At 66.0% G+C, this 13,000-nt stretch carries 11 protein-coding genes; 6 read left to right on the top strand and 5 right to left on the bottom strand.

The annotated features are described in order from the left end of the window. The first annotated feature begins 6 nt into the window (after nucleotides 1-6). The 3 genes from G6035_RS08445 to G6035_RS08435 all read left to right on the top strand — a co-directional run bounded on the left by G6035_RS08445 (nucleotide 7) and on the right by G6035_RS08435 (nucleotide 3,001). Nucleotides 7-1,026, top strand: a complete 1,020-nt coding sequence (locus G6035_RS08445; protein WP_176616636.1) for a zinc-dependent alcohol dehydrogenase family protein — start codon at nucleotides 7-9, stop codon at nucleotides 1,024-1,026. A 91-nt stretch (nucleotides 1,027-1,117) separates the two neighbouring features. Further along, nucleotides 1,118-2,377, top strand: coding sequence for a multidrug effflux MFS transporter (locus G6035_RS08440; protein ID WP_176616635.1), 1,260 nt, complete (start codon nucleotides 1,118-1,120; stop codon nucleotides 2,375-2,377). A gap of 333 nt (nucleotides 2,378-2,710) precedes the next feature. Next, on the top strand, nucleotides 2,711-3,001 hold the full coding sequence (locus G6035_RS08435) for a hypothetical protein (RefSeq protein ID WP_176616634.1): 291 nt from the start codon (nucleotides 2,711-2,713) through the stop codon (nucleotides 2,999-3,001). Between the two features lie 1,147 nt (nucleotides 3,002-4,148). On the opposite strand, the gene G6035_RS08430 is transcribed toward G6035_RS08435, so the two are convergent. The 5 genes from G6035_RS08430 to G6035_RS08410 form a co-directional block, all read right to left on the bottom strand. Then, the gene (locus tag G6035_RS08430; protein ID WP_218063045.1) at nucleotides 4,149-5,348 is read right to left on the bottom strand and encodes an IS110 family transposase; all 1,200 of its coding nucleotides are present in this window, start codon (nucleotides 5,346-5,348) and stop codon (nucleotides 4,149-4,151) included. A gap of 272 nt (nucleotides 5,349-5,620) precedes the next feature. Beyond that, nucleotides 5,621-7,066: an MFS transporter gene (locus G6035_RS08425; RefSeq protein ID WP_256884320.1), complete on the bottom strand. Its 1,446-nt coding sequence runs from the start codon at nucleotides 7,064-7,066 to the stop codon at nucleotides 5,621-5,623. Between the two features lie 59 nt (nucleotides 7,067-7,125). Then, the gene (locus G6035_RS08420) at nucleotides 7,126-7,374 is read right to left on the bottom strand and encodes a hypothetical protein (RefSeq protein ID WP_176616633.1); all 249 of its coding nucleotides are present in this window, start codon (nucleotides 7,372-7,374) and stop codon (nucleotides 7,126-7,128) included. A gap of 234 nt (nucleotides 7,375-7,608) precedes the next feature. After that, nucleotides 7,609-8,535, bottom strand: a complete 927-nt coding sequence (locus tag G6035_RS08415) for an MBL fold metallo-hydrolase (protein WP_256884319.1) — start codon at nucleotides 8,533-8,535, stop codon at nucleotides 7,609-7,611. 31 nt (nucleotides 8,536-8,566) lie between these two features. Further along, on the bottom strand, nucleotides 8,567-9,946 hold the full coding sequence (locus G6035_RS08410; RefSeq protein WP_176616631.1) for an aldehyde dehydrogenase family protein: 1,380 nt from the start codon (nucleotides 9,944-9,946) through the stop codon (nucleotides 8,567-8,569). Between the two features lie 157 nt (nucleotides 9,947-10,103). On the opposite strand from G6035_RS08410, the gene G6035_RS08405 reads away from it, so the two are divergent. The 3 genes from G6035_RS08405 (at nucleotide 10,104) to G6035_RS08395 (ending at nucleotide 12,998) form a co-directional block, all read left to right on the top strand. After that, a complete protein-coding gene (locus G6035_RS08405; protein ID WP_176616630.1) occupies nucleotides 10,104-10,904 on the top strand; it encodes an SDR family oxidoreductase in 801 nt (266 codons plus the stop codon). 237 nt (nucleotides 10,905-11,141) lie between these two features. Then, complete coding sequence (locus G6035_RS08400) at nucleotides 11,142-11,873, top strand: IclR family transcriptional regulator (RefSeq protein WP_371130924.1); 732 nt, start codon at nucleotides 11,142-11,144, stop codon at nucleotides 11,871-11,873. 159 nt (nucleotides 11,874-12,032) lie between these two features. After that, nucleotides 12,033-12,998, top strand: a complete 966-nt coding sequence (locus G6035_RS08395) for a PDR/VanB family oxidoreductase (protein WP_176616628.1) — start codon at nucleotides 12,033-12,035, stop codon at nucleotides 12,996-12,998. The last annotated feature ends 2 nt before the right edge of the window (nucleotides 12,999-13,000 follow it).

The raw sequence follows: 13,000 nt of genomic DNA, 5'->3' as shown, positions 1-13,000 counted from the left end.
ACCATCATGCGTGGTGTTGTCATGCACGCCCCCGGGGACGTCCGGGTCGAAGACCGCCCCAACCCGACCATCCAAGAACCCACCGACGCGATCATTCGCATCACCGCCACGTGCGTTTGCGGTTCGGACCTGTGGCCGTACCGGGGTGCCGAACCCGTCGAGGACACGCCCATGGGCCACGAGTACATCGGCATCGTCGAGCAGACAGGTCAGGCCGTCACGGAGATCAAGGTCGGCGACTACGTCGTCGGATCCTTCGTCGCTTCCGACAACACCTGCGAGATCTGCCGGGCCGGCTACCAATCCAGGTGCATCCACCAGGTCATGATGGGCGCCGTCGGAACCCAGGCCGAGTACGCCCGCATCCCGCTCGCCGACGGCACACTCGTCAAGGTTCCCGGGGAACCCACCGAGGCACAGGCGCGCAGCCTGCTCGCCGCCTCCGATGTGCTCGGCACCGGCTGGTTCGCCGCAGTCGCCGCCGAGGCCGGACCGGGCAAGACCGTCGCCGTTGTCGGCGACGGCGCCGTGGGGCTCCTCGGAATCCTCGCCGCAAGGCGCCTCGGCGCCGAGAAGGTCATCGCCATGTCCCGCCACGCCGACCGGCAGGCCCTGGCCCGGACGTTTGGCGCCACCGACATCGTGGAAGAGCGCGGAGACGAAGGCATCGCGAAGATCAAGGAACTCACGAACGGCTACGGCGCACACTCGACCATAGAGGCCGTCGGCACCCAGGAAGCCATGGAGCAGGCCATCGGCGCGACCAGGCCCGGCGGACACGTCGGATTCGTCGGCGTCTCCCACGACGTCGACCTGAAAGGCCAGGAGCTGTTCTTCTCCAGCGTTCACCTGCACGGCGGCCCCGCCCCGGTGCGCCGGTTCCTGCCAGAGCTGGTCGACCTGATCATGACCGGCCAAATCAACCCCGGTGAGGTGTTCGACCTCACGCTGCCCCTCGAGGAGGCGGCCGAGGGCTATCGGGCCATGGACCAGCGCCGCGCCACCAAAGTCCTCCTCACCCTCTGAACCACAGCAGGCGGCACCGGCCCCCGGACGACCTCCCGGGGGGACAGTGCCGCCGTCGTCATCTCCCGCGTTCCCACGAAAGACCCCATACATGACAGACAACGACACCGCCCGCAAGGTCGGAACCGCCCTTGGCACATTGCTGATGCTGCTGACAGTGTTCGGCCCCATCTCCATGGACCTTTACCTGCCGGTCCTTCCCGCCCTGACAACTGAGCTAGGTGCGACAATGTCGGCGGCACAGTTCACCCTCACCGCCTGCCTGATCGGCCTGGCCGTCGGACAGGTCATCGCCGGCCCACTCTCGGACCGGTTCGGACGCCGGACGCCCCTGACCATCGGAATCCTCGCCTACATCGGCGCTTCTGCCCTGTGCGCGGTCAGCCCAGGCATCACGTCCCTGGTCATCGCCCGACTCGTGCAGGGCCTCGCCGGAGCCGTGGGCATCGTCATCGCCCAGGCCGCGGGCCGCGACGTCTACGAAGGGAACGCACTCATCCGCTTCTACGGGCGCCTGACCGTCCTCGGCGGTCTCGCCGCGATCGTCGGTCCCGTCCTCGGCGGCCAGCTCGCCCGCATCACCGACTGGCGCGGCACCTTCCTCCTCCTCGCCGCCATCGGCGCACTCCTGCTCATCGCCTCCCTGATCATCTTCGGCGAAACCCTCCCCGCGAACCAGCGAACCAGCGGCGGCATGGCCCAGACAGGCCGCGATTTCCGCAGGCTGTGCTCCGACCCGCTGTTCGTAGGCAGCGTACTCATCGGGGGCCTGACGTACGCGGCCCTGTTCGCCTACCTGTCCGGCGCGAGCTACATCCTCCAGGGCACCTACGGGCTCTCACCCCAGGCCTACTCGATCGCTTTCGGAGCAAACTCCGCCGGCTTCATGGTCTTCGGGTACATAGGCGGCCGCACCGCCGAACGCTGGTCCGAACGCGGCACCCTCATCGCCGGCGCCACCATGAGCGGCCTTGGCGCCCTGGGACTGCTGGCCACCGGCCTGCTCGCCCTGTCCCTGCCGGTAATGCTCATCTCGTTGTTCGTTCTCGCCTCCGGAGTAGCTCTCGCCTCACCCCCGACAACGTCCCTCGCCCTGGCCGACTACCCCGCGCTGGCCGGCACCGCGTCCTCCCTGCTCGGATGCGCGCGCTTCGGCCTCGGCGGCATCGCCGCCCCACTTGTCGGGCTCGGTGGCGCGGACGCCGTCCTCCCACTCGGCATTGTCACCGTCGTCTCCATCGTGCTCGCGGTTCTTGCCCACCTTATCCTCGTCGGGCGCACACCAAAGCGCGAAGCGCGAGAGCCAGCGCGCCCGTCAATCGACTCCGCCGGTGTCGGCACCCATCCCTGACGGGAATGACAGCCAAGTGGACACGCGTCATGCGTGTGGGTGGGGCTCGTGAGGACAGCCATGCCTTGGGGCCGCACCATCATGGACCCGGAACCGGGCTTGTCGATCGACATCCATGCTGCGCAGCGACGCCCGGTTTGGCCGAGTGGCTGCACCTGCCCGCTTCCTGGCCCCGTGCCGTTGACGGTGCATCGGGGTCCTCTGCCGGCCGCCAACTGTGCAGGGGGCCAGTGCGGAGAGCGAGGTTCTATTTGCTTCGTGTGGGCAACGTTCCCCCAACGACCAGTACTCGATGTTTTCGCCGGCGGCACGGGCGGCGGCGGAGGCGGCTGAGTGAAATTCGGGAACACTGATGTCTGGCATGCCGGGGACCATCAGCAACGGGCGCTCCAAAGGCAGCTGCGCGATGGGAGACGCCTGCGTATAACGCTTTGGGGCATCAGTGACCGGGGCGAGGACAATACCGGCCTCGGCAAGGGCAGCCGACTGAAGTGCCAACTGGCCGCCGGCCGAATGGCCGACTCAAACAACAAGGCCGCTGGCACTCAATTGTTGCCGTACATCCTGGACGATGTAGACGGCAGCGAGAACATCGGCAAGACCGCCAGCCCTTTTGCCGGTTGATGTTGCGGAGCCTACATTTCAACAAATTGATGCTCCGGCTTTCCATATACAACGTTTTCATGGTCAGGAAATTTCAACTCGACACCGCCCCGATAGAGACAGTCACAGCCATTCCTTTCACGGTTGGGCGCATACAAGTCTTATTTGGCCTCGCGTGCGGGAGTTTGCCGGTGTCTTCAGAAGGGGACAACCCGAGGTGAATACCACGCCTAATTGCTCTTGTTCTTGCCATGCCAGCGGGAAAGCCCATTGCTGCGAACTTCCGGTTTACGCGCCCGGGTCGCACATTCCAGCACTCTGCCGTACTCACTCAGGGAAATCTTGCTGCCGAAGAGGACGCACGGCCGTGCTGGCAGATCCCAAGTTCGATGATGCCGTCAGCCGTGTGGCCCTCGAGTAGCCCGATTAAGGTCCGGGAGCCTGCTGGTCCGCTCATTCTGGGATGGGACAGCGACCTTGTTGTACTTGACCGCGGCCTAGCCTAAATCCAACGCACGAAGCACCTTCTTCAGCCCCTTTTAGGGGCAGGAAGCGGGTTGTTCCGATTGGGGACGTGCGGCAGGGGATCGCCCATTTGATAGGCCAAGGCGCATGGCCTCGATTCTTGACACCTTCTGGGCGGCACCAACCTCGGTGCTCCGTGGCATACCGTCTCTGGTGAAAGTAAGCCGGTACCTGTAGGAGCGGTGTTTGAGACCCGGCGCAAGCGCATCCATCCGCTGCTTGGGCCCCGTGGTCATCGAGGTGGAAAGCACCGCTTCGGCAGCGGTTGCCGGCCACGATTCGGGCACGTCGGAAAAGTCGAGAACCGCACTATTCAGGCATCACTGCACGGGCGTCGATGCCGCTTCCAGCCCGTCCGGCTGGCATTGGGGTATGCCATTATGAACGGGCTTCGCTTAGGGTATTTCAGGTGCTCGAAGCGACCCTCCCGTCGGGTTCGATTCAGTGTCTTAAACGTCAGAGAACGAGACGGGGCCGGTACCGGGACAATCAGCCGTTCCGATACCGGCCTCCACCGGGGGGTGTCCCTATGTTTTTCGTCAAGGGGTTGGCTGGATTTTCTTCAAGTATTTTTGGGATGCCGTTTTTGGGCAGGGGGTAGTTGCTGGCGGTGAGTGCCCGTCAGCTGGTTTTCCTGGTTTGGTTAGGTTGCCTTGGCCACTGGCGCCTCGTAGAAGGTGCCGTCGCGGAGCATCGCGAAGAGCACGTCACACCGCCTGCGGGCGAGGGCAATCAGGGCCTGGTTGTGCCGTTTCCCCTCGGCCCTTTTCCGGTCGTAATAGGCCCGTGAGAGCGGGTCCTTCAACGCCGCGAACGCGGAGAGGAAGAACGCCCGTTTCAGGGTCTTGTTGCCCTTTCTGGAGGGGTGGTCGCCGCGGATCGAGGTCCCGGACCGCCAGGTGACCGGGGCGAGCCCGGCGTAGGAGGCCAGGTGCCCGGAGGAGCGGAATTCCTTGCCGGCGACCTCGGTGATGATGCGTGCTGCGGTCCTGACGCCTACCGCCGGCATGGAGGTCAGGACCTGGTGAAGAGGGTGGGCCTCCACGAGGGCTTCGACCTGTTCCAGGAGCTCCTCGCGGGCGCCGCGGAGCTGTTTGAGCATGCCTGCGAGCTGGGCCAGGACGATGCCGGCGGCGCCGGTCCCGGCGACGACCACGGACTGCTCGCCCAGGGCGGTGAAGACATCGGCGGTCCAGCGTTTCCCGGCCCGTGGGGCATGCTTGCCCAGCAGGGTGCCGACGCGGGCCTGGCCGGCCTTGCGGAGCTTGTCCGGGGACGGATACTTCAGCAGCAGCTCGACCATGGCGGGATGGTCCAGGTGGGGACCGATCACGCGTTCCAGGGCGGGGTGGATCTGTGTCAGGAGCCCGCGGATCCGGTTCGATGTCGCCGTGGCCTGCTTCGCCAGATCATCGTCAAACCCGCACAACATGGAGAGTTCGGCGGCTTGTTCGTCGGCGAGCACGATCGAACGCAGCGTGTGTGGCAGGGAGCGTGCCGCCTCGGCAATGATCGCAGCGTCCCGGGCGTCGGTCTTGGCCTCTCCCGGGTGCAGGTCCGCGATGCGGCGCATCGCCAGCCCGGGAATGTAGCCGACCATGATCCCCTCGGACTGGGCCACAGCGACGGGCAGGGCACCAATGGTGGAGGGCTGGTCCACGACCAGCAACACGGTGCCCTTGCCGGCCACGGCCTTGATGATGGCCCGGAGTTTCGCCTCGTCCTGGGGCAGGGCCCGGTCCAGTAGCTTCTTGCCGGCACGGTCGATGGCGACCGCGTGGTGGTTGCTCTTGCCGACATCAACGCCTATGAAGATATCGACGGATTCATGGTCTTTGATCAACGCTAACCTCCCAGAAAAAGTGTCCTGTGAAACCTTCGTTGGCTTGTCCTGCGGCGGCAAGGCTCGGCATCCACGTTACGGCTGACCTACACGGCGGTTCCTTGTGCTGGTCCGGTCCCCATTAGCGATATCCCTGGCGCCTATCGGACCCCGGTGGCAACACCCCCCGGATCATGGATGACTGGGGGCAGGAACCATGCCGGGACCGACAGGCCAACAACCCCAATTCTTACTCGTCTAAGGGGCTACTAAAAAGGTAACGGGAGCTGGGGCTAGGCCCTCGTGGTGACCTGCACAGGGGCGGGTTCAACGCCTGTGGCCGGGATGGAAACACTGGGTGCGGCGGAAGGCGGAGCGGGGGCAACTGCTGTGTCGAGACCAAGCCTGCGGCGGTCGCGCTGCTGGTTGACGAACACCAGGGCCAAGACACCGAACGTAAGCATCAGACCGCCGGCGAGGGCGAACGCCGCACGGTATCCCTCCGCCGGGGTGGCGGCTCCTCCGATGAGAAAACCCGAGATTGCCGGTGCAAACACGCCGCCGGTGGTCAGGACGGCGTTGGCGATGGAGAGGTTGGCACCGCGCTGGCTGACTGTGGTCAGTTCTGCCACCACGAGGTACGTGATGGCGAAGAGCGCCGGTGCCGTGCCGAAACCGATGACCATGAGGGCGATGGACAAGACGGGGGAGGTGGTCAGGGTGGCGCCCACCAGGCAGGCCCCCGCGATCAAGCCCGCACCGCCCAGAACCCAGCCGCGGGCCTTACGGGTGGGAATGCCTTTAAGGTGCAAGAGCTGCGTCAGTGCGCTCAGACCCACGGTGGCGATGGTGCCCCAAGCTGCGGGCAGTGCGATCATGGTTCCGGCCTGCTGGCCGCTGAACCCCAGGACGTTCTGGAAGTACGCCGGTCCCCAGGACATGGCCAGGGTGAAGGTCCAGTAACCGAAGAAGGACGCCAGCACGGCGAAGATCCAGCTGGGGGAGAGCATGGTGCGCCAGTAGCGGATCTTGGTTTCGACCAATACGGGGGCATCCTCGAGTGCGATGCCGTCAATTTCCTGCTCGGCCTTGCGGCTGGTGTAGGGGCCTTCCTTACCTACGATGAACCAGAAGAGGGTCCAGACAAGGCCCACGATGGCAAGCAGCGCGAACGCAGTCTGCCAGCCGAACTGCCCGATCACCCAGGCCAGGACCGGGGCGAACGCCACGATGCCCAGCGTCACGCCGGAGGACGCCAGCGCGGCCGGGGTCGCGCCCTTCTTCTCGGGGAACCACTTGTAGATACCGTGCATAAGCACCGGCGCCAGTGGACCCTCGCCGGCGCCCAGCAGCAGTCGGCTGGTCCAGAGGGCGGGCAGCGATGCGAACAGCAGGATCGGGGCCTGCGCCAGAGACCACAGCAGGCACAACGCCAGCAGTATCCACTTGGTTGACACCTTGTTCGCCAGCGGTGCAGCCGCGATCTGCGCCACGCCGAAGGTCAGGAACATGGCGCTGCCCACAAGGCCGAACTGCTCCGGCGTGATGCCGAGCTGTTTCATGATCGGCACCGCGGCGATGCCCAGGACGGCCTTGTCCGCCCAGTTGAGCATCATCAGGAAGAGCAAGGTGAACGTGATGTACCAGCCGTAACGGTTGCGCTTGGCCCGGGGCCAGGTCCGGGGATCGCGGGATTTCACGGAGCGCGATGCCACGTCCAGAAGGGGAGTTGCAGACACGGTATGCCCAATCGTTGAAGAGGGAGCCTTTGCAGGTTTGCAGCGGCGTTTCCTTGACTCTAGGGTCGTGTGATGGGGCTTACATTGAAGCTTTCCGTTGGGTGGAAAGCCGCTTTCAGCGGTGACGCACGTACACCCGTGACGGACGCGTCGGCGGGGGAGGCGATGTGCATCGAGCGGCGGGTGACCGCGGCAGGGACCAGGTCTCGGACGGCGGAAAACACGGCAAGGAACCCGACCTGGATGAGGATCCCGTACCCGATGGTCGCCCAATCCACGGCGAAGGTGGCCACGGAGGCGGCGGACATCGCCAGGAACGTCCTGGGATGATCCTCCGTTCGGACGGGCCATGCTGATTGAGAGGGCCCGCGCTGACGTCGCCTGGAGTTTCCAGATACGTATGTCCGCTGCGATGCCTGCGGCGAGCACGGCAAGCCAGGACATGTTCTCCGTCGTCGTTCCCGAAGCAGGTGGTCCGGTGGTGAGCCAAGGCGGAGCCAGGGGCTGTACTCGGCAGAGGGTGGCGGGCGGGTTGGGATTCCTTAGAGCGGGGCCAGAACGGGGCTGCCGATGGTGAACCGTTGCCCGCTCACTGCCACGTCCACGGGGCCGTCGAAGCTGGAGGCGGCACGGCTGCGCCACCATTCGGGCTCGGCCCGGCCGGCCAGGTGTGAAAGCACGAGGCGTCCCACGCCGGCGGCTGTGGCAACGCGCCCGGCGCCCTCGGGCGGGGTGTGCGCGATCCGCTGGTGGTTCAGGAATTCCGGGGAGAAGCCCTTGCCCGCGTAGAAGTCCAGGTTCACGGCTTCGTGCACCAGGACATCCGCGCTGGTGGCGAGCACGGCCAAGGTATCACATTCGGCGGTGTCGCCGGAGTAAACCACCGAACCGGCGTCGGTATCGAAGCGGAACGCCAGTGCGGGACGGACGGGAGGGTGCTCCACCAGGATGCCGGTAACCTTGACCCGGTCATCTTCGTAGACGTCGAACGGGCGAGCCGCCTCCGGCGCGCCGTGCCGTGGCGTGATGAGGTCGACGGTTCGCAGCAGGGAGGCCAGTTCCGGGCGTGCCTCGTCGTGGACGCGGATGTCGATGTCATACGAGAACGCCTTCAGCGAATGCGAGACCAGTTCGCTGGTGCTTGAAAGCCTCGCGCCGCCGTCGCGGGTGTGATCCTTGCCTGGGCCCACCACGGATACAGGTCCGGTGAAGCCCTCCACCGGGTTGCCCCAATTCCACAGCAGGAATCCGGGCAGCTCCACCACGTGGTCCGAGTGCAGGTGGGTGACGAAACCGGCCACGAAATCCTTGCCGCGCAGTCCCGCTTCGTGGGCGGCGCGGGAACAGCCCAGTCCGAAGTCCACCATGTAGAAGGCGTCGCCCACCACGAGGGCGCTGGACATACCGTTTTCCGGTCCGCGGATGGCCGGTCCGGCGGCGGTGCCAAGGGTGATCAGTTCGACGCTCACGAGGAAGTCCTTCTGCAGGTTTGGTGCGGGATCAGGAATGGGGGCGGGCATTAATGACGCGGGTCTCCAGGTATTCCTCCAGCCCCCAGTGGCCGCGTTCGCGCCCGACGCCGGAGGCCTTCCAACCGCCAAACGGGGCATCCGGTTCCACCAGCGTGTGCTGGTTGATCCACACCGTTCCGGCCTCAATCCGGGAGGCGGTGGCGTAAGCGCGCTCCTGGTCCGGGCTCCACACGGACGCGCCGAGGCCGAATTTCCCGGCGTTCAGCCCCGCGATGGTGGCATCGAGATCGTCGTAGGCAACAATCGGCAGCGCGGCCCCGAACTGTTCCTGCTCCACCAGCCCCATCCCCGGCTCGGCATCGATCACTACGGTGGGGGAGAGGAAGTAGCCGGGCAGGTCGCAGCCTGGATTGCCGCCGGTGATGATGCGGGCGCCACCGCCGACGGCGGAGTCCACCAGGCCGTGGACCAGTTTGAGCTGCGATTCATTGTGCATGGGCCCCATGGTGGTAGCTTCCGCGAGGCCATGGCCCAAGACGTGGCGGGATGCCTCGCTGGCGATGGCCTCGGCGAGTTCCCTGCTGCGGCTGCGCGGGACGTAGACGCGCTTGACCGCCATGCAGACCTGGCCGGCATTGCGGAACGCGCTGCCCACGATCCCGCGGGCCGTGACCGCGATGTCCGCGTCGTCCAGCACGATGGCTGGATCGTTGCCGCCGAGTTCCATAGTAACGCGCTTGACCGTGGCGGCTGCCTGCTGCGCAATGGATATCCCGACATCGGTGGAGCCGGTGAACGAGATCTTCCGGATTCCAGGGGAGACGCCCAAGGCAACGTTGACCGTGCGCCGCGAGCTGGTCCGGGTCTGCAGCACGCCGGCCGGAAGGACCTCGTTGAGCAGGTTGACCAATGCGATGGTGGACAGCGGCGTGGACGGTGAGGGCTTGGCGATCACGGTGCAGCCCGCCACCAGTGCCGGAGCCAGCTTCACACAAAGCAGTGAGATGGGAAAGTTCCAGGGCGTGATGGTGCCCACTACACCCACCGGCCGGTATTGCACCTCCAAGGCGCGGTCGGCGCGCGGCGCCAGCGGTTCCACCTCATCCCACGCCAGGCCAGCGTAGTGCTCAAAGAGCCCCGCGGCCACAGTGAACTCGCCCGCGGCCTCGGCCTTGGGCTTGCCTTGTTCCCGGGAGAGCAGGGTGGCCAGGGAGTCCAGATCGCGGCGGACCAGGGCGGCGGCCTTGCGGAGGGCGGCGCGGCGTGCTTCGCGGTCCATGGCCCATCCGGGTGCGGCGGCGCGGGCGGTTGCGACCGCCAGCTCAACATCCTGCTCGGTGTTCTCAGGGGCCCGGCCTACAACCTCGAGCGTCGCCGGATCCAGTACCTCGTAGTGGGCTGCCGTCATCGTCCATCCTTTCGGCGCGGAGGGGAATTCTTATCCCAGTGTCATGGCAGCCGTCACACCCCGGTAGACGTTTTCCATCCAACGGAAAGTTGACCCGGATGTGGCAGAAGGCTTGCCACCATGGAGTGAAGCACATCATGCACAACGAGGAGCGCCCATGACCCAAGAGCAACTGCCTATCGTCCTGACCGGGGTTTCGTCCGGCATTGGTGCCCGCACAGCGCAGATCCTGGCCGAACGCGGAGTGCCGCTCATCGGCATTGACCGCAACGCACCCGCGGCGTTCAGCGGCACCTTCGTACAGGCGGACCTGTCCAGCCAGGACGGCATCGACGCGGCCGCGGCCGCCGTCGCAGCGGCCGCACCGCACGGCATTGCCGGTTTGGCCAACATCGCCGGTGTCCCGGGCACGGCACCATGGCGTGTGGTGCTTTCCGTCAACGTCTGCGGCGTCCGCGGTCTGGTCCGGGCACTGGCCCCGCTCCTGGGAGAGGGCTCCGCCGTCGTGAACCTGGCGTCCAACGTGGCCGTGCAGTGGCGCACTGTCAAGGCCCGCTGCGCCGCGTTCGCACTCGCCGAGGACCAGGCTGCGGCGCTGGACGCGCTAGCAGGCGATGCCGAAATCACCGGGGAGTCCTACCTCTTCTCCAAGCACTGCGTCCGGTTCCTCACCGAGCACCTGGCCGCCGAACTGCTGCCCAAACGCATCCGCGTGAACAGCGTCAGCCCTGGACCGGTGGCCACTCCCATCCTCGAGGACTTCAAGAAGGACCACGGCCGGGACAAGGTTGAATGTGCCGGTGCGCTGCTGGGCCGCTTCGGGGACCCGGACGACATCGCCCCCGTCATTGACTTCCTGCTTCGCCCCGAGTCCCGCTGGATCAACGGATCCGACATCCGGGTCGACGGTGGCCTCGCAGCCTACCGCGGCTCAGCCCTCACGTCGGCCACCACATAGCTTCATGACGCACGATGCCGGGACCTCACCTTTCGTCAGTGAGCAGGTCCCGGCATCGGGCATTAAAATGACAGGAGACGGCGGCCGCCGTTGGTGTTCGGTTCCGGGGCAGGAGGATGGTGCTGCATGGCCAACGCTGCGCCCAATGGACGAGAGCCCAGGACGCCCGGCAACGCTGCCGTGCCCGTAGGGGTCAAAAAGGGCGACAGCGTTGCCGCTGACCGGCAGGCGGCCAGCGTGACATCACGCGCACTGGCACTGCTGGGCACCTTTGACGTCGAGCACTCCGTCCAGACCCTCAGTGCCATGGCGCGCCGCGCCGGCCTGCCGGTGGCCACGGCGCATCGGTTTGCGGGCGACCTTGTTGCCTGGGGTGGGCTGGAAAAGGTCCCCGGCGGGTACCGGGTGGGCCAGCGCATCTGGCGACTTGGCCTGCTGGCCCCTGCACGGCAAAACATCGCCGAAGTGGCGGCCCCATTCATGCAGGACGTGCTCTTCGTCACCCACAACGTGGTCAACCTTTTCATTTTGGACGGGACGGACGTCCTGCTGGTGGAGCGGATGTCCGGCACTGGTGCGGGCCAGCCTTTCAGAAGGGTGGGCGCACGCCTGCCGCTCCACGCCAGTGCCGCAGGCAAGATCATGCTGGCCTACGGCGCAAAGGAGCTTTTGACCTCCGCCGCCCAGCGCCTTGATCCGCATACGCCCCGGACCATCACCAACCCGACCGTGTTGGCGGCCGAAGTCGAGCGGGTCCGGACCAATAGATACGCCACCACGGAGGAAGAAGCAGGCCCGGACAACTATGGCCTGGCCGTCCCGGTGTTTCTGCCCAACAACCAGTTGGTCGCGGCGCTGGGCATCGTCACCCGCGGCCGGCCCGCACCGGTCGGGACCGTAGTTCCCGTGCTCAACATTGCCGCCCGCGGCATCGCGCGCAGGCTCGGTGTCGAGCACCTGCCTCAGTAGCCTTCGTTTGGGCGGACTTTTCAAGTTTTCCATTGGACAGAAAGCGTCCCGTCTGATGTGTTGTGGAACACCTAACCTGAGGTAAGTCCTTATTCTGGCTTGACCGCCGGCCGCGGCCTGTGCGGCATGCGAGCTTTTCCAAAGGAAGTGAAGACCTTCATGACTGCACCTGCAGGAACCACCATCGACGCCGTCGTCGACCATGTGGACGTCGTGGCGGACCAGGTGGTCTCCCTTGTCCTGCGGCGGGTGGACGGCCGGCCGTTCCAGCCTTGGCAGCCTGGAGCGCACATCGACGTCCATGTGGGCGACGGACTGGTGCGCCAATACTCGCTGTGCTCCTCGCCCGAGGAGCTGGACCATCTGCGGATCGGTGTACTCCATGTGCCCGATTCCCGCGGTGGTTCAAAGGCCGTGCACGCGCTGTTGGCCGGCTTCCAGCTTGCCATCTCGGAGCCGCGCAACAACTTCCCACTGCGCGAGTCCCGCCGCTACCTATTCCTCGCCGGAGGCATCGGGATCACCCCGCTGATGCCGATGATCGAGGCAGCCGAGCGTGCCGGGAAGGAATGGACGCTGATCTACGGAGGCCGCAGCCGGGGCACCATGGCGTTCGCCCGGCAGTTGGAAGACCGGTACGGGACGGACCGCATACGCATCTTTGCCGAGGACGAGGTCGGGCGACTGGACCTTGACTCGATCCTCGGCATGCCGCGGGCGCACATGCTGGTTTATGCCTGTGGTCCCGGTGGCCTGCTGAACGCCGTGGAGGAGCGCTGCATGGGCTGGCCTCCCGGTGTCCTGCACACTGAGCGCTTCGTGGCGTCCACGCTGGGTGCCGCTGCGGCCAATGCTCCGTTCGAAGTGGAGCTTGCACGCACCGGGAGCACGATTGCTGTGCCGAACGACAAAACCATCCTCGAGGCCGTCGAAGGGATTGGCGTGCGCGTCCTCTCCTCCTGCCGCGGAGGACTGTGCGGTACCTGCGAAACCCGGATCATCTCCGGGGAACCGGAGCACCGTGACGCGGTGCTGACGGAGGAAGACCGGGAAGCCGGTGGGATCATGCTGGTCTGCGTCTCGCGCGCGGCTGCCGGCTGCCCCCGACTTGTCCTGGATCTCTAGCC

It is taken from the genome of Arthrobacter sp. SDTb3-6, from assembly GCF_013376095.1.
Classification (GTDB): Bacteria; Actinomycetota; Actinomycetes; order Actinomycetales; family Micrococcaceae; genus Specibacter.
The sequence above is the reverse complement of the archived record's forward strand: the minus strand, read 5'-3'. Positions and strand labels throughout refer to the sequence as shown.